Below are 20,560 nucleotides of genomic sequence, written 5' to 3'. Positions count from 1 at the left end.
CTCCCCCTATCCCGATTTGCCCACCCTACAGGCCCCGAAATCCTGTAAACTCCCGCCCATGGAATGGACCGACGAAGGCATCGTGCTGGGCGTACGGCGGCATGGCGAATCCTCCGCCATCGTCGAGCTCTTGACCCGCGGGCATGGCCGACATCTCGGCCTGGTGCGCGGCGGTGCCTCCTCGCGGATGCGGCCGCTGCTGCAGCCCGGCAACAGCGTCACCGCCGTGTGGCGGGCGCGGCTCGACGAACATCTCGGTACCTACGCCATCGAGGGCACGCGGCTGCGCGCAGCAACGCTGCTGGCGTCCTCGCATGCGGTCTATGGCGTCACTCATCTGGCCGCGCTGGCGCGGCTGTTGCCGGAACGTGACCCGCATGAGGACATTTACGAGATGCTCGACCGCACGCTGGACGACTTCGACGACGCCGGCGGCGCGGCGGCGCACCTGATCCGGTTCGAGCTCGCGATGCTCGCCGAGCTCGGCTTCGGCCTCGATCTGGAAAACTGCGCCGCGACCGGCGCGACCTCCGACCTGATCTACGTCTCGCCGAAATCCGGCGGCGCCGTCTCGCGGGAGGCCGGCGAGCCCTATCGGGATCGCCTGCTGCGGCTGCCGGCCTTCCTGCGCGAAGGCGAGGGCGGGGCGAACAGTTGGTCGGACCAGGACCTGCAGGACGGTTTTCGCCTGACCGGCCTGTTCCTGCTCCGCCACGTGCTGGAGCCGCGCGGGCAGGGCCATTCCGACGCGAGGGACGGGTTCATCAACGCGGTGACGCGGCATCAGGCGCGAATCAGTTCGTCGGCCTGAACCCGCTGCCGTAACCCGTCGTCCCCGCGAACGCAGGGACCCATACGCCGCGGCGGTCGTTGGTGCCGGGCTGTCGAGTCATTTTTCCAACAAACACCTGTGGTTATGGGCCCCTGCGTTCGCAGGCGCGACGTCAGAAAATTGCATTCGGCATACGTCTTGCCGGATTTATCAGCAGAGTCTAACCCCTCCCCATGGGAAAACGACAGCTACCGCCGGAAGAACCGGCCGAAATCCACGAGGTCATGCTGCGCGATGCGCTGGAAGAGCGCTATCTCGCCTACGCGCTCTCGACCATCATGCATCGCGCCTTGCCGGACGCCCGCGACGGGCTGAAGCCGGTGCACCGGCGCATCCTCTACGGCATGCGCCTGCTCAGGCTCGACCCCGGTACCCCGTTCAAGAAATCGGCAAAGATCGTCGGCGACGTGATGGGCTCGTTCCATCCGCATGGCGACCAGGCGATCTACGACGCCATGGTGCGTCTCGCCCAGGATTTCGCCTCGCGCTACCCGCTGGTCGACGGCCAGGGCAATTTCGGCAATATCGACGGCGATAACCCGGCCGCCTACCGCTACACCGAAGCGCGCATGACCGAGGTCGCGCGGCTCCTGCTCGACGGCATCGACGAGGACGGCGTCGAGTTCCGCGCCAATTACGACGGCCAGAGCAAGGAACCGGTCGTTCTGCCCGGTGGCTTCCCGAACCTGCTCGCCAACGGCGCACAGGGCATTGCGGTCGGCATGGCCACCTCGATCCCGCCGCACAATGTCGCCGAGCTCTGCGACGCGGCGCTGCACCTGATCGACAAGCCTGAGGCGAAGTCGAAGACGCTGATGAAATGGGTCAAGGGCCCGGACTTCCCGACCGGCGGCATCATCGTCGATTCCAAGGAAAGTATTACCGAAGCCTACATGACGGGGCGCGGCTCGTTCCGCACCCGCGCCAAGTGGGTCCAGGAAGAGGGCGCGCGCGGCACCTGGGTCGTGGTCATCACCGAGATTCCGTGGCTGGTGCAGAAGTCCCGGCTGGTCGAGAAGATCGCCGAACTTTTTGAACGAGAAGAAGCTGCCGCTGGTCAGCGACGTCAGGGACGAGTCGGCGGAAGACGTTCGTCTTGTGATCGAGCCGAAATCCCGCGCGGTCGATCCCGCGCTGATGATGGAATCGCTGTTCCGGCTCACCGAGCTCGAGAGCAAGATTTCGCTGAACCTCAATGTGCTGATCAAGGGCAAGATCCCCAAGGTGGTGGGGCTCGCCGAGTGCCTGCGCGAATGGCTCGACCATCTGCGCGACGTGCTGGTGCGCCGCTCCAACTATCGCAAGACCCAGATCGAGAACCGGCTCGAAATACTCGGCGGCTACCTGATCGCCTATCTGAACATCGACAAGGTGATCAAGATCATCCGCACCGAGGACGAGCCGAAGCCGGCGCTGATCAAGGCGTTCAAACTGTCGGAAGTTCAGGCCGATGCGATCCTCAACATGCGGCTGCGCTCCTTGCGCAAGCTCGAGGAATTCGAGATCCGTACTGAGGACAAGAACCTTCGCAACGAATTGAAGGGCATCAAGTCGCTGCTCGGGTCCGAAGCCGAGCAATGGTCCAAGGTCGGCGAACAGGTCCGGAAGGTGCGCGACATCTTTGGGCCGAAGACGCCGCTCGGCAAGCGCCGCACGCAATTCGCCGACGCGCCCGAGCATGATCTCGCCGCGATCGAGGAAGCCTTTGTGGAACGCGAGCCGGTGACGATCGTGATCTCCGAGAGGGGCTGGGTGCGTACACTGAAGGGCCATGTCGAGGATATCTCGGGCCTTGCCTTCAAGACCGACGACAAGCTCGACCACGCCTTCTTCGCCGAGACCACGTCAAAACTGCTGCTCTTCGCCACCAACGGCAAATTCTATTCGCTCGACGTGGCGAAGCTTCCCGGCGGACGCGGCCATGGCGAGCCGATCCGCATGTTCATCGACCTCGAGCAGGACGCCGCGATCGTCTCGCTGTTCGTTAACAAGGGCGAGCGAAAGTTCCTGATCGCGAGCAGCGAGGGGCAGGGTTTTGTCGTAAAGGAAGAGGATTGCGTCAGCAATACCCGCAAGGGCAAGCAGGTGCTCAACGTCACCATGCCAAACGAGGCCTGCGCGATCGCAACCGTGCAAGGTGACACCGTTGCTGCGATCGGCACCAACCACAAGATGGTGCTGTTCCCGCTCGACCAGGTGCCGGAGATGGCGCGCGGCCGCGGCGTGCGCCTGCAGAAATATTCCAGCGCCAAGCTGTCAGACGTCGCGGTGTTCGAGTTCAAGGCGGGGCTGACCTGGAAGGATTCGGCCGGCCGCGAGCAGAGCATGAGCGCCAAGGAACTGGCCGACTGGCGCGGCAACCGCGCCGACGCCGGCCGCCTCGCGCACGGCCTGCCGAAGTCGAACAAGTTTTTGCGCGGCGTGGAGTAGCCGGTAACTCTTTATCGAACTGGTGCTCGTGTGCCGACTGTTCAGCACCTTACAAATGCGAAAATGCTACTGGCTCGGTGGGCTGACTCCACCGACTTTCCCAAAGCGTCCAGGTCGAAGCTTTTGTCGGGCGTCGAAGATGTTGCTGCTGAACTGTCAAAACGTTCGGATTGGCGTGAAGTCCTTACCGTCGCATTGGGCGACAGCTCAGGATTATCGTTTTCTGCGACGAGTCAGACATTTCACGCATTCCCTTGCGCTAGCTGCTTGGCAATAACTTGCGTTGTTCCAGGTTGGGGATTTGGCTGGCGAAAGATTCTTGATGATGAAGAAGTCTATCAAGTGTTGTCTTGGCTACTTCATTACGCCCGACAGCACATTAATCGTTCAAGTATCGTCGCAATTCTCATGGCAGTTTGGGAGGAGCACAGCAGAGTTCTTCACCCATTCGGAACCGAAGGGATGCTTCAAAGATATGGGCCAGTGCTAAAGCCCGGATCTGACCAATCCATCCTCGAAGCGGCCAAGCGAGAAGCACTCGATAAGTGGGGTACGAAGAAGGCTCTGCTCGAACCCAATGCGTCAACGTCGGCATGGCTTACGTCTAACATGCTTGACCCCTTCCTACACCAAGCCGCTTTTCATTTCTTGAGAGGACAGGAATTAGTCCAAAAGGGATTTGAACTGGAAGCGGTGGTTGCCTTTGACTGCGTGCTGGAGTCAATTGTTCATCTCGTGCAAGTCCGTTGCCGCCATGCGAAGAGACCGTCACGTTCAGAAGTTCTCAATCTACTTGGCATCTCCGGCGCTGCAGCGGACGTCGCGGACCATGCAAATCTTCTGCGCAACAATTTTGGAGCTCACGCGGGCGGTTGGCGGTGGTGGGATTACGGAGAACTCCTTGAGGATCATACCGTTGAAGATATTTCGAACGTTGTCTCTGATGCTTTTAGACGTGCCGCTCAATTTGAATCAACCGTCCGAGCGATTGATCCGTCTCCGTCACGGTGGGACGACTGGCTATTCACAAACTTCAAGGTGATTTGGGATACGGTTTGGTTTGAGAAGCTGACGAAATAGGTGCTCGACCGATGTCAATTGAGGTTCGATGCGACTGCGACCTGCTGCTAGCAAATTCAAGTTGCTCCGCTGTAATAGTATTCGCAATTCCGCGAGCTATATAAATCGCCGTCGAACGGACGAGGCGAAATGGCGCATGCTCACCACCACGATCATTCTCACGCACACGGTCACGCCGGCCACAGCCATGCGCCGGATAATTTTGGCTGGGCGTTCGCCATCGGCGCTACGCTCAACACTGCGTTCGTCATTGCGGAGCTGATCTTCGGCTACGCCGCCAATTCGCTGGCGCTGATCTCTGACGCTGTTCACAATTTCTCCGACGTGATCGCGCTGCTGCTGGCGTGGGGCGCCGCATGGCTGGCGCAGAAGCAGCCGACCCAGCGGCACACCTACGGTTATCGTCGGGCTTCAATCCTGGCGGCCCTCTTCAATGCCGGCCTGCTGCTCGTCGCCGTCGGCGGCATTGTCGTCGAGGCGGTCAACCGGCTGTTTGCGCCGGCGCCGGTTGCAGGCTGGACCGTTGTCCTGGTCGCCGCGCTCGGCGTCGCCATCAATGGTTTTACCGCGCTTCTGTTCATGCGCGGCCGCCACGGCGATCTCAACATTCGCGGTGCCTATCTGCACATGGCGGCTGATGCGGGCGTTTCGCTCGGGGTGGTGGTCGCCGCCGGCATCATCATGCTGACCGGCTGGCTGTGGCTTGATCCCGCGATCAGCCTTGTCATTGCGGCTGTGGTGTTCTGGAGCGGATGGGGTCTGGCCCGCGACAGCGTCAATCTTGCGCTCGACGGCGTGCCGCGCAGCATCGAGCTCTCCGATGTGAAGGATTACCTCGGCGGGCTGGACGGCGTCGTTGAGGTACACGACCTCCACGTCTGGGCCATGAGCACCAACGAAACCGCGTTGACGGCGCATCTGGTGCGCCCCGGCGGCAGCGATGATGCTTTCCTGCATCAGGTGTGCGAGGAGCTGTCGCACCGTTTCAACATCCATCATTCCACGTTGCAGATCGAGGTCGATGCCGCCGTCTGCAGACTGGGCCGGCCGATCGGGTGTAGGGATGTGTAGGATGGGTGGCTGCGCTACGCCAATCCCGCAAACCTTAGCGCCACGCCCGCCACGCACGATCCGGCCAGCACCCACAACATCCCGACGTTAAGTCGGAAGATCGCCGTCGCCGCGGCGGCCGCCAGCACGAAAGCTGCGATATCGAGACTTCCCCATACCGGCATGTCGAACGACAGCCCGAACGAACGTACCGGCGTGGTCTGCCGGAACAGCGTGTGCAACCCGAACCAGATCGAGAGGTTGAGGATCACGCCGACCACGGCAGCGGTGATCGCAGAGAGCGCGCCCGCGAGCCCTTGTTGCCGCGCAGCGTCTCGATGTAGGGCGCGCCGAGAAAGATCCAGAGGAAGCAGGGGATGAAGGTGACCCAGGTCGCCAACAATCCGCCCAGCGTCGCGGCCAGCATCGGCGACAGCGTGCCGGGGTCGCGATAGGCGGCCATGAAGCCGACGAACTGCAGCACCATGATCAAGGGCCCCGGCGTGGTCTCGGCCATGCCGAGGCCATCCAGCATCTCGCGTGGCTGTAGCCAGTGATAATGCTCGACCGCCTGCTGGGCGACATAGGCCAGCACCGCATAGGCGCCGCCGAACGTCACCATCGCCATCTTGGAAAAGAACAGCGCGATCTGGCTGAACACATTGGCCTGTCCAAGCCCGATCAGCAGCGCCGCGACCGGCACTACCCACAGCAACAACCATATAGAGCTTACGCGTAGCGCGCGCGCCACGCTGGGGCGGACATGGTCGGGCAGTTCCTCGCCGAGCAGGCTGTCGACCGCCGCCGACTGCTTGCCGCCGCCACCGTGTTCGATGGCGGCAAACTCCGGCCTGCCGCTGCGCGCGCCGAAATAGCCGATCACGCCGGCCGCGATGATGATGACCGGGAAGGGAACGTTGAAAAAGAAGATCGCGACAAATGCGATCGCCGCGAGCGCGATCATCACGCGGTTGCGTAGGGACCGCTTGCCGACCCGGACGACCGCATGGACCACGATCGCCAGCACTGCAGCCTTCAGCCCGAAGAACAGCGCCTCGATGAAGCCGACATTGCCGTAGGCCGCATAGATGTAGCTCAAGCCCATGATGGCGATGATGCCGGGCAGGATGAATAGCCCGCCCGCCATGATGCCGCCGGCCGTCCGGTGCAGCAGCCAGCCGATATACGTCGCAAGCTGCTGCGCCTCCGGGCCCGGCAGCAGCATGCAATAGTTCAGCGCATGCAGAAACCGGCCTTCGGAGATCCAGTTCTTTTCCTCGACCAGGATGCGGTGCATCACCGCGATCTGCCCGGCCGGGCCGCCGAAACTGAGCACGGCGACCCGCAGCCAGACGCGAAAGGCTTCACCGAAGCTGATGCCGTGACCAACTTCCCGGCTGGCATCGGCTTCGGCCACTTTGTTCATCGTCGCGCCCATTACGATTTCGCCTTGTTGGTCGGCCAATTGTGGGTCTCGCCAGTTGCGTCCCGGCACCATCGGTAGAACGCGTCGTACAGCGTCATGCCGGCCTCCAATTGCTCGAGATCGTCATCGAACATCCGCGACAGGCCGAGCGAGGCGGCTAGCAGTCCCGGCGCTTCCGGCGACAGGTCGAGCCGCCCGGTGTCGGCGCCGCGAACCATCGCCGCCAGCCGCAGCAAGGGCGGCGTCGCGAGCCCGAATTCCTCGATCATGACGTCGAACGTGCAGAGCTCGCCGCGATGGCTCCAGAACACGTTCTCGACGTCGAACGGCGCGGCATTGAAACGCTCGCCGACTGCAAGAACTTCCGGTGGCGTGACGAAGAGGAATACCGCGTTGGGATCGACGAACCTGCGGATCAGCCACGGGCAAGCGATGCGGTCGATCTTCGGCCGCGCGCGCGTGACCCAGACGGTGCGGCCCTGTGCGTCGCGTGCTGGGAGCTTTGCCGCCGGCACCAGCGGCAGTTTTGCGGCCTTCCAGCCTTCGAACCCGCCTTCCAGCGCTTCGGCCGCGACATGGAGATGGCGCAGCCAGGCTGCGGTGCCTTGCGCCAGTTTCTGGCCGCGCAGGCAGACGACGATCGCCGAGCGGCCGGAAAACTCCTCACCCCAATCGGCGGCGTCCTCGTGGTTGCGCCTGACGGCGCCGGAATCAGCCGCTGATCGGCGGCGAAATCCTCGTCGGTACGAACGTCGATCAGGGCAGGCGTGTTCGCCGTGCCGATCAATTTCGAAAGTTTGTCTGGAGATATCGTGGTGTAGGATGACATGGCAGCGCCCTCGTCAAAAGAAACGGGACGCGATACTTGGGCATGTCGCCTCGTGGGGAGATCGCAACATCCCCATGCGCGGAATTAAGCGCGGCCCAGTTCGGCTGTCAATGGTTGTCAGCGGTGCGTAGGATGGAGGAGCGAAGCGACACCCATCCTACGAGAGGCGCTTGCGCCATGCCGGTTTCGGTCCTAATTTGCCCCACCGGGGACGAAGCAGGCTCCCCGTCAGACGGTCCGCCGTCCAAGCTCTGCGCACACTCGATTACGTCGAGGATGGCGCATGGATGCTGGGATGACCGATATCGTGACCGAACCAAAACCCTCCGCCGCCAGCGCACTGATCCGGCTGCTCTATGTCGCACGCGGGCTGCGCGGTTTCGGCGACGGCTTTGCCATCATCATTTTGCCGGCCTACATGACGGCGCTGGGTTACGATGCCGCCGCGGTCGGCATCGTCGCGACGGCCTCGCTGCTTGGCACGGCGCTATTGACACTGATCACGGGCTGGATCGCGCCGCGCCATGACCTCCGGCCGCTGCTGATCGCGGGCGCCAGCCTGATGGCCGCCACCGGCGTCGCCTTTCCCGCCGTCGAGCATTTTGTGCTGATTGCGCTGGTCGCATTCATCGGCACCATCAATGCTTCCGGCGGCGATCTCGGCGTGCTGGTGCCGCTCGAGCATGCGGTGCTGGCGCACAGTGTCACCGATGAGCGCCGCACCCAGGTGTTCGCGCGCTACAGCCTGATCGGCGCGCTCTGCACCGCTGCGGGTTCGCTTGCGGCCTCGCTGCCCGATCTCCTCGTCGCCGGCGGCAGCACGCAACTCGCCGCATTCCGTCTGATGTTCTACGCCTATGCCGCGCTGGGCATCGCCTGCGCGGCGCTCTATCGCTACGTTCCGCATCAGCGCGGCGAGGAGCGGGCGCCACAGGCGCCGCTCGGGCCTTCGCGCGGCACGGTCTACAAGCTTGCGGCGCTGTTCAGCATCGATTCATTTGCTGGCGGTTTCGTCGCGCAGTCCCTTCTGGTGCTCTGGCTGTTCGAGCGCTTCGATCTGTCATTGTCCGCAGCCGGCGTATTTTTCTTCTGGTCGAGCACGCTCAGCGCCTTTTCCTATCCAGTGGCCGCCTGGATCGCCAAGCGGATCGGGCTCGTCAACACCATGGTGTTCACGCATATCCCCTCCAGCATCTTCCTGATCCTGGCAGCATTTGCGCCGAACCTTTACGTCGCGCTCGGCTTGCTGCTGTTGCGCTCTGCGCTGTCGCAGATGGACGTGCCGACCCGCACCTCCTATGTCATGGCCGTGGTGACGCCGGCCGAACGGCCCGCCGCCGCCAGCGTCACCGCCGTGCCGCGCAGCCTCGCATCTGCCGTCAGCCCGGCGATCTCGGGCGCGCTCTTGATGACGTCGTTTACGGGGTTGCCGCTGGTGGTTTGCGGCACGCTCAAGATCGCCTACGACCTCGCTTTGCTGTTCTCTTTCCGCCATATCAAGCCGCCCGAGGAGCAGGGAAGGTGACGCGCTTTCACGCGATGCGGCGACCGGCGCGTCAACGCGGTTCGCGGGACTACCAGGGCGATCGCCGCCCGTCGGGCAGGGGGTCCATCACGCGCCGCTCATCCCGGACATGCGACCATTGCGCCAGCTTGATCTCCGGCGTTTCGGGCGTGTTGCCCCTTCCGAGTGATAGGCCAGCTTCTGGCTTGCCTGCACCTGGTATTTGGCGGCTTGCGCCAGCCAATACCATTTCTTGTCGGGTTCGTTCAGCGCGCGTTGACGGCACTCGGCTTCCAATTCGCGTAAGCGGATCGCTTCCTTCATAGCCACTTCCAGAGCCTGCAGGCTCCAACCTGCCGGAGCCTCGAAACCACCGGAAACCGGGGTTCCGGTGAGCTTCTCATGACAAAAACTTCTTGACGGTAAGCTATGCCGGTTCGACGCAATTGATTGAAATTTAGGAACGGATTGACGCGATAATTCGCGGATCAAATCATCAGCACCGCTCCCGAGACCAGCAGCAGCACGAGCACAACCTTCCGGAATGAAGCCTCGTCGAGTCGCCCGAATAGTTTCAACCCAATCCACATGCCGGCGAACAAGGCCGGCAGTCCGATCAGGAACAACTTGATCGTGTCCTGCGTGATAGCGCCTTTGGCGCCGATCCACAGGGCGCTCATGGCGAAGATCGCAACCGCTACCGGCTGAAACACCGTGCGTTGCACGTCCTTGGGCCAGCCGCGCAGGCCGCACCAGATCGTCACCAAAATTCCGGCAAGCCCGGTGATACCGCCGAGCACCCCGTTGAGGAAACCGACGGCGGCGTCGGCCACAGCGCCGCCTGCTTCCACCGCAGGGACAGCCGGTCGCAGCAGCGCGTAGAGGCTGTAGAGCACCAGGAAGGCGCCGACGCCCGCGCGCACATGGGCAGGGTTGGCCCAGGTCAGGACGCCGACGCCGACGGGAACACCGAGCGCAGCACCCGCCATGAAGGGCCAGAGCCTTCGCCAGTTGAGCGCGCTGCGCAGCTTCCACACCGAATAGCCCTGCACGAGCAGCCCGAACGCGATGATCAGCGTCGCCGTTTGCAGCGGAGTGAGGATGTAGAGCCAGATCGCGGAGACGACGAGGCCGAAGGCGAAGCCGGAGAGACCTGCGACCAGCGCGCCGACGAAGGTCGCGAGAAAAAACAGCGGCAGTTCGAGCGTCGTTCCATCCATGTGCCCGCTCCGTACAAAAGCGAGCAGCGCTTGAATGGGATCGCCATTTAACGGGGAGGCTGCGATTTCCCCGGTTGCAGGCTAGGCCCGTCGTGGCCTCGCGCGCAAGACGACAGATCGGCATTTGCTGCTGACAATTGCCGCCATTTGTATGCAGATCGCGCGGCCTAAGACAGAAAGATCGATCCGAGCGCCATCGCGCCTCGCGTGCGCGATTTCCCGCACCATATGATCCGCGCGATAGAGGCGGCGACAGGGGGCGACATTGGGTGAATGGATCGGGGTCGCAATCGCGCTGGTTTCGAGCAGCCTCGGCGGCAGCGCCGCGGCGATCACGCGCTATCTTGCCGGCAACACAGATCCGATCACGCTTGCGATCCTGCGATGGGGGATCGGCTTCTGCTGCGTGCTGCCGGCGGCGCTGCTGATGAAGGCGCGATGGCCGAAGCGCGCGGACTGGCCCGCCGTCGCCGCCCTCGGCTTCTGCTTCTTCGGCGTGTTTTTCGTTCTCTACAATATTGCCATGACGTTCACGACCGCGGCGCGCGCCTCGCTCGCGCTGGCGACGTTGCCGCTGCACACCATGGTGGTCGGTGCTCTGCTCGGCATCGAGCCGCTGACGAAACGGAAGTCGATCGGGGTCGGCATCGCGGTGCTCGGTGTCGCCGCCGCACTCGCAACGGGATTGTCGGCCGCGCCGGCGGGCGCGTGGCGTGGCGAACTGATCATGACTGGCGCGGTGCTGTGCATGGCGTTCTACAATGTCTGGTCCCGGCCGTTCATCCAGCGGTCCAGCGCGCTCGGTTTCCTCACCGTGGGCATGGGCACCGGCGCGGCGGCGCTGATCCTGGTCGGATCGTTGACCGGCAGCGTCGCATCACTCGGCCAGTTCGGAACGCCGCAATGGATCGCGGGGCTCTATCTCGGCGTCGCTGGCGGGGCGCTCGCCTTCATTCTGTGGGTGCTGGCGTTGGAGCGGGCGTCGCCGACGCGTGTGGCCAACACCATGACCGTCAACCCGGTTGCCGCCGGGCTGCTTGCCACCCAGCTCGTCGGCGAGCCGATCACGCTCAACCTCATTGTCGGGCTGATCGCCGTGTTTGCGGGCATATGGATCGCGACGTCGGAGACCGGGAAGCCGTAGGCTCACGTCTCAACTGGCAGCTTCGGCGATCCCTTGCGCAGCAGGAACAGCGCCAGCAGCGCCGAGATGCTGAGTACCGACGATACGATCAGCACCCGCGCCCCCATGACCTCGATCAATAGGCCGAACAGCAGCGGGGCTGCGGCCTGTGCCATCCGCGCCGGTGCGCCGAGGATGCCGAGGCGATAGCCGTAATTCTCCGGGCCGAAGATCGCGAGCGGCAGCGTACCGCGCGCAATGGTCAGGATGCCGTTGCCGGAGCCGTGGAACAGCGCGAACACGCTGGCCGCTCCGCCGCCGGCCAGGCCGAGGATGGCGGCGCCGATCGGGTGGGTGATGCAGGCAAGCCTGGTCGAGACCAGTGGATGGTAGCGGCTGAGAAAGCCCGCCTCGAAGATCCGTGCGGCCACCTGCGCCGGGGCCGATCAGCGCGCCGGCGAACACCGCCTGCGCCGTGGTCGCGCCGGCCGCTTCCATAATGCGCGGCAGATGCGCCGCCATCGCGCCGGTGACGGTCCAGGCGGCTGCGAACACGAAGGCGAGCACGATCATGGTGCGGTCGATCGGGATATGGGGCTTGACGGCTGCCGCCACCGCCGCCTTCGCGCCTTTCACGGCCGGCAACATCAGGAGGTTGAGCGGCAGCCCGATCAGAATGTGCGCGGCCGCCCAGGCAAAGCAGGTGTTGCGCCAGCCGATGGTCTCCAGCCCCCATGCGGACAGCGGCCATCCTACGGTCGAGGCAAAGCCGGCGAGCAGGGTGATGCCGGTGATCGAACGGCGTGCGGCATCACCATAGATGCGGCCGAGCGCGGCGAAGGCGGCATCATAGAGGCCCGCGCCCATGCCGACGCCGAGCAGCAGCCAGGCGATGACGAGCATAGGGATGGATGAAGTGAAGCCGAGCAGCGCCAGCCCGGCCGCCAGCACCAGATTGGATAGCGACAGCACCGAGCGGCCGCCGACCAAGTCGATCTGCCGTCCGACACGCGGGCCTATCAGGGCCGAAATCACTAGCGAGGCGGAGAAAGCGGTAAATATCCAGGTCGAGGATATGCCGAGATCGCGCGCGATGGGGTCAGCGAGGATCGCCGGCAGGTAGTAGCTCGAAGCCCAGGCCAGGGTCTGTGTCGTGCCGAGGGCGAGAATGATGGGAAGCTGGTTCACTGGATCGTTTCTTTTCTTGACCACAGCAGCGCGAACGGCCCGAGCAGGATGCCGAGCGGTCCCACGCACATCGCAACGATGACGGATCGGCCTTCCAGCGAAATTCTATCCACTCCTCATGCCGAGGACGCGCAACCACATCCCGATTTGCCTTGTTGCTTTGCTTTTTCATCCGCGACGCAACATGCGTCAACATCCGATATTGCGGGGCCGCCACAGCAATTGCTGGCAGCAGGTGCAAGCGAGCGGCTGCAGACGCCGGTCTCGGGCAGCACCAGTTCGACCCGCTCTGCGGCAGCTCGGTCGCCGGCGATGTCGGCCGCTATCGAGCGCACCTGTTCGTACCCGGTGAGCATCAGGAAGGTCGGCGCGCGGCCGTAAGCTTTCATGCCGGCGAAATAGAAGCCCGGCTCGTCCTGCGCCAGTTCGCGGGCGCCGTGCGGCCGCACCGTGCCGCAGCTATGCTCGTTCGGATCGATCAGCGGCGCCAGCGCAACCGGACATTCGATCGCAGGATCGAGCCGGATGCGCAACTCGCGCACGAAATCGAGATCGGGGCGGAAACCCGTCGCGACGATCAGTTCATCGACCACGGCCTGCCGGGCGCTGCAGGCGGACAGGGCGCCGACGACGAGGCGCGGGCCGTCGGCTACGAGATGCGAAACGCGAAATTGGCTTTCGACCTTGATGCGGCCTGCAGTCACCAGCGCGGCAAAGGCCGCGCCCAGTTCACCGCGAGCCACAAGCTTGTCGTTCGCGCCGCCGCCGAAAGCCTTGGCCGGATCGCTGCCGCGCAGCAGCCAGATCGGCCGGGTGCCCGGCGCCTGGTCCGCAAGCTTCGCCAGATCGATCAGCGTGCCGATCGCCGAATGTCCCGCGCCCAGCACCGCGACGGTCTTGCCGGCATAGCGCGCGCGTTCATTGCCCAAGACGTCGGGCATCCCATAGGCGATCTTGTCGGAGGTATCAGCCTCGCCGATGGCGGACAGGCCGTTGGCGCCTGCAGGGTTCGGCGAATGCCAGGTGCCTGAGGCGTCGATGATCGCGTCGGCCTTGACGACTTTCGGACCTTGTCCGTTCTGGTAGCGAATTTCGAAGGGCGCCTTTTCGCGGCCCTTGGTCTTCATCTTGTCAAAGCCGGCCCGGCTGATCGCGGTGACGCGGCTCGAGGTCTGGATATGAGGCCTGAGCGCCGAGTGGGTCGCGAGCGGTTCGAGATAGCGCTCCACCATCTCCATGCCGGTCGGATACTGATCCGGTTCGGGAGAATTCCATCCCGTTGCCGCCAGCAGCCGCGCCGCCGCCTTGTCGACATTGTATTCCCAGGGTGAGAACAGTTGCACGTGGCCCCACTGCCGCATGGCGTGCCCGACCTTGTCGCCGACCTCCAGCACGATCGGCTGCAGCCCGCGCTCCAGCACATGGGCGGCGGCGGCAAGGCCGACCGGCCCGGCTCCGATGATCGCGACAGTCCTGGTTTCACTCATGGTATTCTCCCATAAAACTAGAAATATCGAAATACGCTTCGAAAAAGCGCAACGCGCTAAGCCGCGGTCTTGGCATTGGTCTCGGCTTTGATCTTGGCGTCGGCGGTTTCGGCGCTTTCCGTGCAGCATTCGGCGACCAAAAAACCCACCAGCTCCCGCATCACCTCGTAGTTGGCGTGGCAGATCAGCGTGGTCGCATCGCGCACCTGGGTGACGAGGCCGACCACCACCAGCGCCTTGATATGGTGGGAGAGGGTCGAGGGCGCGATTTTCAGTTTCTCCTGCAGGCGGCCGACGGCAAGTCCGGCGCCGCCGGCGCGGATCAGCGCACGATAGATCTTGAGCCGGGTCGGATTGCCCAGCGCTTCCAGATGGGCGGCGGCGTCATTGAGTTTCATGACTGCACGATCACACGGATATCATGGCTCGTCAACGGTATTTCCAGAATTATCGAAATAGCGGGCCGCCTACAGTGGCAACAGTAAAAGTTGACACGCCCCGATATATCGATAAGTCTGGATATATGGAATCTGAACAGGCCATTTTGGCGCTGGCCGCGCTGGCGCAATCGACCCGGCTCGACGTGTTTCGGCTATTGGCGAAACACGAGCCGGAGGGATTGCCTGCAGGTGACATCGCCAAGGCGCTCGCCGTGCCGCAAAACACCATGTCGTCGCATCTGGCGATCTTGTCGCGTGCGGGGCTGGTGACAGCGCGCCGCTTCAGCCGCTCGATCGTTTACCGCGCCGATCTGAAGGCCTTTCAGTGCGTCGTGCTGTTCATGCTCAGGGATTGTTGCGACGGGCGGCCCGAAATCTGCGGTCCATTGATCGAAGACCTCACGCCTTGCTGCACCCCGAAGCCGAGGAGGAAAGCGCATGTCTGAACGCATCTACAATGTACTCTTCCTGTGCACCGGAAAACAGCGGCCATGAGAAGGTGAGCTGATGTCCGAATTCGATCTGCCCCGCCGGCTCGCTGCCGAAGCGCTCGGAACCGCATTGTTGGTCGCTACCGTAGTCGGCTCCGGGATCATGGCCGAGACTTTGACCAAGGACGTCGCACTCGCGTTGCTCGGCAATACGTTGCCAACCGGTGCCATCCTGGTCGTCCTCATCACCATTCTCGGTCCCATTTCCGGGGCCCATTTCAATCCGGCGGTGTCGTTGGTTTTTGCGCTCAGGCGCGAGCTGACGCCGCGCGAGGCGCTGCTCTACGTCGCTGCGCAAATCGCGGGTGGGATTGCCGGAACCATGCTGGCGCATGCGATGTTCGCGCTGCCGCTGCTCGATGCCTCGCTGAAAATGCGGACCGGCGGCGCGCAATGGCTCGCCGAAGCCGTTGCCGCATTCGGCCTGGTTGCGACTATCCTCGCCGGTATCAAGTTCAACCGCGCCGCGGTGCCGTGGCTGGTCGGCCTCTACATCACGGCGGCCTACTGGTTCACGGCGTCGACGTCGTTCGCCAATCCCGCCGTCGCCATTGCGCGCTCGCTGACCAACACGTTTTCGGGCATTCGCCCCACAGATCTTCCGGGCTTCATCGCGGCGGAAACCTGCGGCGCCATCATCGCGTTGGTCTTCATGGGCTGGCTGCTTCGTGAAAGCGACAAGGCGCACGCAGTGTTGAAAGAGGCGCAACCATGAACGTCACGATCTACCACAATCCCGCCTGCGGCACCTCGCGCAACACGCTCGCGATGATCCGGCAGAGCGGCGAAGAGCCCGCGGTGATCGAGTACCTGAAGACGCCGCCGAGCCGCGGCCGGTTGGTCGAACTGATTGCCGCGCTCGGAATTTCGCCGCGCGAGCTGCTGCGCGAAAAAGGCACGCCCTATGCCGAGCTTGGCCTGGCCGACCCGAAATGGAGCGACGACGAGCTGATCGATCTCATGCTGAAACATCCGATCCTGATCAACCGGCCGATCGTGGCGACGCCAAAGGGCGTCCGGCTGTGCCGGCCATCGGAGCTGGTGCTCGATTTGCTCGATAATCCCGTGCAGTCCTTCATCAAGGAAGAGGGCGAGGCGGTCATACGCACCAAGCCATGAGCAGGCGTGTCCCGGACGCGGTGCGGCACGCAGTGACGCGCCGCAGAACCGGGACCTATGCCTAACCCCGGATTAGCAGCGCACCGTGCCGCTAACGCGGCGCGCTGCGCAGCATCCGGGGAACGCAAGCCGCCACACTTCCACACGTCACGATTGCGCGGCATAATAGCAAGCATGGAACTCACGCCCCGTCTGCGCCTGATGAACTGGCTGGTCGGCCAGGGCCTCACCGGCCTGCCTCAGAACGACCTGATCCGCGGTTTCTGCGAACGCTGCTGTGCCGAGGGGCTTGGCCTGTCGCGCGGCATGGTCTTCATCGACACGCTGCACCCGATTTTCGAGGGCCGCGGCTTTCGCTGGAACGACGCCGAGACCAACGAAAGTGACGTGTTCGAGTATGGCTCGACCAACGAGGGCGAAGCCGCGGAGGCATGGCGCAGTTCGATCTTCTACTACATGCTCCAAAACGGCCATGAAGAGCTGCCGCTCGACCTCGCAAATCGCACGTCCCACAACTTCAAATTCATGGGCGAGCTCGCCGAGAAAGGCCACAAGCATCTGGTCGCCTATGTGCACCAGTTCGGCGAGGCCGGCACCATGGGACAAATGGACTGCGTCTATTCCTATTGGGTGACACGGCGCGACGAGGGGTTTGGCGCGCAGGGGCTCGCGGCGCTCCGCGACCTCGTGCCGGTGCTGGGGCTGGCGATCAAATCCGCGGCGCAGGCTGACATCACCAAGACGCTGGGCCGGGTCTATCTCGGTCGCGACACCGCCGAGCAGGTGCTGCGCGGCCGCATCACGCGCGGCGTCACCGAGCGGATCAACACGGTGCTGTGGTTCTCGGACCTGCGCGGCTCGACGGCGATCAGCGAGAGCATCGACCCCGGCGAGATCATCCCGTTCCTCAACGATTATGCGCAGGCCTCGATCGACGCCATTCACGACGCCGGCGGCGAGGTGCTGAAGCTGATCGGCGACGGCGTGCTGGCGATGTTCACCCATGAGAACATGGCGAAGGCAAACCGCGCCGCGCTGGGCGCCGAACATCGCTTCCGCCGCAACATGAGAACGCTGAACGCCCGCCGCACGGCCGAGAACCGGCCGGTCACGTCAGCCCATGTCGGCCTGCATGTCGGCGAGGTCTTTTACGGCAATATCGGCAGCGACGACCGGCTCGACTTCACGGTGGTGGGGCCTGCCGTCAACGAGGTCAGCCGCATCGCCTCGATGTGCCGCTCGGTCGACCGCGAATTGCTGATGTCGTCGGCGTTCCGCGGAGGTCTCGATGCCGCGGGGCGAAACTACCTGGTCTCCACCGGCCGCTACGCACTGCGCGGCATCGGCCGCGCGCAGGATCTTTACACGCTCGATCCGGACATTGCCGGGGACGAGGTGGTCGCGGGGAAGTACGAGCGGTATCTGGCCTCCTAATTTGGTCTCGCTCGCCGTGTGTAAAGCGCCACGGCCACCAACGAAAACACCACCAGCACGACGCCAAGCGCGAACAGCGCATCGTGGGAAATCGTCGCCGCGAGCCAGACGCCGATTGCGGCCGTCATCATCTGCGAGAAGCCGATGAGCGCTGATGCCGCGCCCGCTTTGTCGCCGAACGGGGACAGCGCCTGCGCCGTGCCTAACGGGCTGACGATGCCCATACCGAGCAGGAATACGCTCATGGCCGCAAGAAACGGCAGGAAGGAGGGGGCGTATAGCGAGACCAGCAGCATCGCGAGGCTGCCGGCCGCGGCGGCGAACAGTCCGCCCCGGATCGAACGATCGAGCCCATAACGTGGCGCCAGCCGGGTCGCGAGCATGCCGGCGGCGAACACGATCAGCACCGTGCCCGCAAAGAACAGGCCGAGTTGAATCGGCGTAAAATGCATCGCTTCGATCAGGACGCGCGGCGCCGCCGAGAAAATCGAGAACAGCGCGCCCAGGATCAGGCTGACGGTTGCCGCCGGCACCACGAAGCGGCGGTCGCGGAGCAGGTCGAGGTAGGTCTTTGCGATCGCCTGCGGATCGAGCTGGGTGCGTGTTGCGAGGTGGGTCTCGCCAAACACCATGCCGTAGGTGAGGGCGCCGAGCCCGGCGAAAGCCGCGAGGAATGCGAATTCGGAGCGCCAGCCGAACGTGTGGTCGAGCGCACCACCGAGCAGCGGCGAAAAGCCCGGCGCTGCCGCCATTGCGATCATGATCAGCGCCATCGCGCGGCCCAGGGCGGGACCGGAAAACAGGTCGCGGGCAATGGCGCGGGACAGCACCGAGGTGGCGCAGGCGCCGGCCGCCTGGATGACACGGCCAATCAGCAGGCTTGGCAAATCATTGGCGAGGCCGCACCAGACGCTGCCGGCGAAGAAGATTGCAAATCCGGCCAAGACCGGCCAACGGCGGCCATAGCGGTCCGAGATCGGCCCGACCACGAGCTGGCCGATCGCGAACACCGCGAGGAAGACCGTGATCGCTGCGGTGACCGCCGCGCTCGTGACGTTGAGCGACGCCGCTATCTGCGGCAGCGACGGTAGCAGGATGTTGGTGGCGAGTGTTCCCGTGGCGGCGAGGCCTGCCAGGACAGCAATCTGCAGGACAGTGGAAGAAGCTTCCGAACGAGGGCCGGTGTCGATTGCTGCAGTCTGGTCGGCCATGAGGGTTCCCGCTTCTGTATGAGATTACGTATATCATATAAAGCGGGATGGGAAAGCACCAATGGGCTCCAAGGACATTTTGGAACAAAAGCATCTGTTTGTCCGTCATTGCGAGGCGCAGCGAAGCAATCCATCGTGCCGCGAAAAGAAAGAATGGGTTGCTTCCGCCTTCGCGTCAAAGCGCTTCGGCGGACTCCCGGCCCTGCGAAGCTCGCGCAGCAAGCGGAGAAGGGTCGTTGCTTTGCTCCTCGCAAATGACGGTTTCGGCCAGACGGCTAGCACCCCGCCGGCTCGCCCACCATGTCCGGCTGCCGTGCCAGCGAGACCACCGGCGACAGCAGGATCACCAGCGCTTGCGCCGCGAAGATCGCGGCTGCCAGATAGAGGCAGGCTTCCGCGCCGTAGAGCCCGCCGACGATGGCCCCCAGCGCCGAGCCGAGCGGGCGGGCGCCGTAGCTCATGATATTGATGGCGGATACGCGCCCGAGCAGCGAGGGCGGCGTCACCGATTGCCGCAGCGTCGTGGTCGAGATCACCCAGAGTATGGGACCTGCGCCGAGCAGGAAGAAGCTCAGCCCGGCGAGCCAGGGCGTCGGCACGATCGTCGTCAGCGCCATCACGGCGGCGGCGACGAAACCGGTCACCGGGCCGAGCCCGATCACGGTGCCGAAGGCCAGCCGCTGCATCACCCGTGTGGCCGCGAGCGCGCCGGCCACCATGCCGACGCCGTACATGCCAAGCGTTACGCCGACGCCGGTGGCCGATAGGCCGAGATGGCGAACGGCGTAGGGCACGAACACGGCCAGCAGCAGGAACGACGCCGTATTGAAGATGAACTGCGTGATGAACACGGGCCGCAGCAGCGCGTGATGCAACACGAACGCGGCGCCTTCCTGATCTCCTGCAAGGGATGGCGGCGCGGGGCAGGGGCGCGTGCCGGTTCATAGATGCCCGACAGCAACACGACGGCCATCACCGACAATGCAGCGGCAAAGCCGAAGGCAGGCGCGGCCCCGACCCATCCGACCAGCACGCCGCCGAGCGCGGGGCCACTGGCGAACGCGACCGTGCGCGCCAGTTCGATGCGCGCGTTTGCGGCGGGCAATTGCTCCGAATTGACCAGCGATGGCACCAAAGCGGGCGCGGCGACGCTGTAGGCCACGGTGCCGCATACGGCGACGAAGCCGAGTAGCGAGAGCAGCGGCAGCGTGATTGCGCCGAGCCAGATCAGCAGCAGCGTCGCCGCAAGCGCGGCCGCCCGCAGCGCTTCGGAGGCCGCCATCACCCAGCGCCGCGAGATGCGGTCGGCAAGGAGACCGGCGGGAATCGCAAACAGGATGAAGGGCAGCGTCAGCGCGGTCTGCAACAATCCGGTCTGGCCTTCGCCAACACCAAGCAGCAGCACCGCAACGATGGGCGCTGCGGCCAGCGCGATCTGCTCGGCCGATTGCGCGGCGAGGTTCGACCAGGCCAGACGGTTGAAGGTTGCGGGCAGGCGAGGCGTGTCGGGGGCGGACATGGCGAAATTCCCTGAGATCTGATCTGTCCTCATTGTCTGACTGCAGGACGATCGAACCCACCCGTTTCCCGACAAGCTTTGCGCACGAAAAAACCTCCACACGCGAACGTGTGGAGGCGATTCATCTTCCGTTATGGCCAGGGCATTATCCGGCACGTTCTTCCTGCGGAAGAATTC

General features: G+C 64.0%; 14 protein-coding genes and 5 pseudogenes. 10 read left to right on the top strand and 9 right to left on the bottom strand.

What is annotated here, in order from left to right; translation table 11 throughout:
• The first annotated feature begins 58 nt into the window (after nucleotides 1-58).
• The 4 genes and pseudogenes from recO (at nucleotide 59) to ACFXS9_RS15570 (ending at nucleotide 5,413) form a co-directional block, all read left to right on the top strand.
• A complete protein-coding gene (gene recO / locus ACFXS9_RS15585) occupies nucleotides 59-811 on the top strand; it encodes a DNA repair protein RecO (RefSeq protein ID WP_392690110.1) in 753 nt (250 codons plus the stop codon).
• A 194-nt stretch (nucleotides 812-1,005) separates the two neighbouring features.
• A pseudogene (parC, locus tag ACFXS9_RS15580) lies at nucleotides 1,006-3,262 on the top strand (DNA topoisomerase IV subunit A).
• 123 nt (nucleotides 3,263-3,385) lie between these two features.
• Entirely contained in the window at nucleotides 3,386-4,342 is a 957-nt protein-coding gene (locus ACFXS9_RS15575) for a hypothetical protein (protein WP_392690108.1), read from the top strand.
• 129 nt (nucleotides 4,343-4,471) lie between these two features.
• A complete protein-coding gene (locus ACFXS9_RS15570; RefSeq protein ID WP_392690106.1) occupies nucleotides 4,472-5,413 on the top strand; it encodes a cation diffusion facilitator family transporter in 942 nt (313 codons plus the stop codon).
• A gap of 14 nt (nucleotides 5,414-5,427) precedes the next feature.
• Here the strand turns inward: ACFXS9_RS15570 and chrA are convergent.
• Nucleotides 5,428-6,818, bottom strand: a pseudogene (gene chrA / locus ACFXS9_RS15565) (chromate efflux transporter).
• A gap of 11 nt (nucleotides 6,819-6,829) precedes the next feature.
• Nucleotides 6,830-7,647, bottom strand: a pseudogene (locus tag ACFXS9_RS15560) (chromate resistance protein ChrB domain-containing protein).
• 295 nt (nucleotides 7,648-7,942) lie between these two features.
• On the opposite strand from ACFXS9_RS15560, the gene ACFXS9_RS15555 reads away from it, so the two are divergent.
• Complete coding sequence (locus ACFXS9_RS15555) at nucleotides 7,943-9,172, top strand: MFS transporter (RefSeq protein ID WP_392690104.1); 1,230 nt, start codon at nucleotides 7,943-7,945, stop codon at nucleotides 9,170-9,172.
• Nucleotides 9,173-9,259: 87 nt separating this feature from the next.
• Here ACFXS9_RS15555 and ACFXS9_RS15550 read toward each other — a convergent pair whose 3' ends face one another.
• Both ACFXS9_RS15550 and ACFXS9_RS15545 read right to left on the bottom strand, forming a co-directional pair.
• On the bottom strand, nucleotides 9,260-9,643 hold the full coding sequence (locus ACFXS9_RS15550) for a hypothetical protein (protein ID WP_392690102.1): 384 nt from the start codon (nucleotides 9,641-9,643) through the stop codon (nucleotides 9,260-9,262).
• Nucleotides 9,640-10,371, bottom strand: a complete 732-nt coding sequence (locus ACFXS9_RS15545; RefSeq protein ID WP_392690100.1) for a sulfite exporter TauE/SafE family protein — start codon at nucleotides 10,369-10,371, stop codon at nucleotides 9,640-9,642. The genes ACFXS9_RS15550 and ACFXS9_RS15545 overlap by 4 nt, the downstream gene beginning before the upstream one ends.
• Nucleotides 10,372-10,636: 265 nt before the next feature.
• Between ACFXS9_RS15545 and ACFXS9_RS15540 the strand changes: the two genes are divergently transcribed.
• The gene (locus ACFXS9_RS15540; RefSeq protein ID WP_392690098.1) at nucleotides 10,637-11,515 is read left to right on the top strand and encodes a DMT family transporter; all 879 of its coding nucleotides are present in this window, start codon (nucleotides 10,637-10,639) and stop codon (nucleotides 11,513-11,515) included.
• Nucleotides 11,516-11,517: 2 nt separating this feature from the next.
• Here the strand turns inward: ACFXS9_RS15540 and ACFXS9_RS15535 are convergent.
• The 3 genes and pseudogenes from ACFXS9_RS15535 to ACFXS9_RS15525 all read right to left on the bottom strand — a co-directional run bounded on the left by ACFXS9_RS15535 (nucleotide 11,518) and on the right by ACFXS9_RS15525 (nucleotide 14,567).
• Nucleotides 11,518-12,682 (bottom strand): annotated as a pseudogene (locus ACFXS9_RS15535) (MFS transporter).
• A 116-nt stretch (nucleotides 12,683-12,798) separates the two neighbouring features.
• Entirely contained in the window at nucleotides 12,799-14,169 is a 1,371-nt protein-coding gene (locus ACFXS9_RS15530; protein ID WP_392690096.1) for an NAD(P)-binding domain-containing protein, read from the bottom strand.
• Nucleotides 14,170-14,225: 56 nt separating this feature from the next.
• Nucleotides 14,226-14,567 (bottom strand): ArsR/SmtB family transcription factor, encoded by a 342-nt coding sequence (locus tag ACFXS9_RS15525; protein WP_392690094.1) that lies wholly within the window; start codon nucleotides 14,565-14,567, stop codon nucleotides 14,226-14,228.
• 125 nt (nucleotides 14,568-14,692) lie between these two features.
• On the opposite strand from ACFXS9_RS15525, the gene ACFXS9_RS15520 reads away from it, so the two are divergent.
• The 4 genes from ACFXS9_RS15520 (at nucleotide 14,693) to ACFXS9_RS15505 (ending at nucleotide 17,653) form a co-directional block, all read left to right on the top strand.
• A complete protein-coding gene (locus ACFXS9_RS15520) occupies nucleotides 14,693-15,055 on the top strand; it encodes an ArsR/SmtB family transcription factor (RefSeq protein ID WP_392690092.1) in 363 nt (120 codons plus the stop codon).
• 61 nt (nucleotides 15,056-15,116) lie between these two features.
• Nucleotides 15,117-15,815, top strand: coding sequence for an aquaporin (locus ACFXS9_RS15515; RefSeq protein WP_392690090.1), 699 nt, complete (start codon nucleotides 15,117-15,119; stop codon nucleotides 15,813-15,815).
• Nucleotides 15,812-16,219, top strand: a complete 408-nt coding sequence (arsC, locus tag ACFXS9_RS15510; RefSeq protein ID WP_392690085.1) for an arsenate reductase (glutaredoxin) — start codon at nucleotides 15,812-15,814, stop codon at nucleotides 16,217-16,219. Before ACFXS9_RS15515 ends, arsC begins: the two co-directional genes overlap by 4 nt.
• A gap of 174 nt (nucleotides 16,220-16,393) precedes the next feature.
• Nucleotides 16,394-17,653 (top strand): adenylate/guanylate cyclase domain-containing protein, encoded by a 1,260-nt coding sequence (locus tag ACFXS9_RS15505; RefSeq protein WP_392690083.1) that lies wholly within the window; start codon nucleotides 16,394-16,396, stop codon nucleotides 17,651-17,653.
• Here ACFXS9_RS15505 and ACFXS9_RS15500 read toward each other — a convergent pair.
• Both ACFXS9_RS15500 and ACFXS9_RS15495 read right to left on the bottom strand, forming a co-directional pair.
• Complete coding sequence (locus tag ACFXS9_RS15500; RefSeq protein WP_392690081.1) at nucleotides 17,650-18,864, bottom strand: multidrug effflux MFS transporter; 1,215 nt, start codon at nucleotides 18,862-18,864, stop codon at nucleotides 17,650-17,652. The genes ACFXS9_RS15505 and ACFXS9_RS15500 overlap by 4 nt on opposite strands.
• Before the next feature lie 275 nt (nucleotides 18,865-19,139).
• Nucleotides 19,140-20,383: pseudogene (locus tag ACFXS9_RS15495) on the bottom strand (MFS transporter).
• Nucleotides 20,384-20,560 lie beyond the last annotated feature (177 nt).

Origin of the sequence: Bradyrhizobium sp. RDI18 (genome assembly GCF_043203335.1) — a bacterium.
In the GTDB taxonomy this organism is placed as follows: Bacteria; Pseudomonadota; Alphaproteobacteria; order Rhizobiales; family Xanthobacteraceae; genus Bradyrhizobium; species Bradyrhizobium retamae.
The sequence above is the reverse complement of the archived record's forward strand: the minus strand, read 5'-3'. Positions and strand labels throughout refer to the sequence as shown.

Excerpts from the sequence above, each read along its gene's own strand:
- ACFXS9_RS15505 (WP_392690083.1), top strand. The coding sequence starts at position 16,394 with ATGGAACTCACGCCCCGTCTGCGCCTGATGAACTGGCTGGTCGGCCAG.
- ACFXS9_RS15545 (WP_392690100.1), bottom strand. The coding sequence starts at position 10,371 with ATGGATGGAACGACGCTCGAACTGCCGCTGTTTTTTCTCGCGACCTTC.
- ACFXS9_RS15525 (WP_392690094.1), bottom strand. The coding sequence starts at position 14,567 with ATGAAACTCAATGACGCCGCCGCCCATCTGGAAGCGCTGGGCAATCCG.
- ACFXS9_RS15520 (WP_392690092.1), top strand. The coding sequence starts at position 14,693 with ATGGAATCTGAACAGGCCATTTTGGCGCTGGCCGCGCTGGCGCAATCG.
- ACFXS9_RS15555 (WP_392690104.1), top strand. The coding sequence starts at position 7,943 with ATGACCGATATCGTGACCGAACCAAAACCCTCCGCCGCCAGCGCACTG.
- ACFXS9_RS15500 (WP_392690081.1), bottom strand. The coding sequence starts at position 18,864 with ATGGCCGACCAGACTGCAGCAATCGACACCGGCCCTCGTTCGGAAGCT.
- ACFXS9_RS15515 (WP_392690090.1), top strand. The coding sequence starts at position 15,117 with ATGTCCGAATTCGATCTGCCCCGCCGGCTCGCTGCCGAAGCGCTCGGA.
- ACFXS9_RS15530 (WP_392690096.1), bottom strand. The coding sequence starts at position 14,169 with ATGAGTGAAACCAGGACTGTCGCGATCATCGGAGCCGGGCCGGTCGGC.
- arsC (WP_392690085.1), top strand. The coding sequence starts at position 15,812 with ATGAACGTCACGATCTACCACAATCCCGCCTGCGGCACCTCGCGCAAC.
- recO (WP_392690110.1), top strand. The coding sequence starts at position 59 with ATGGAATGGACCGACGAAGGCATCGTGCTGGGCGTACGGCGGCATGGC.
- ACFXS9_RS15570 (WP_392690106.1), top strand. The coding sequence starts at position 4,472 with ATGGCGCATGCTCACCACCACGATCATTCTCACGCACACGGTCACGCC.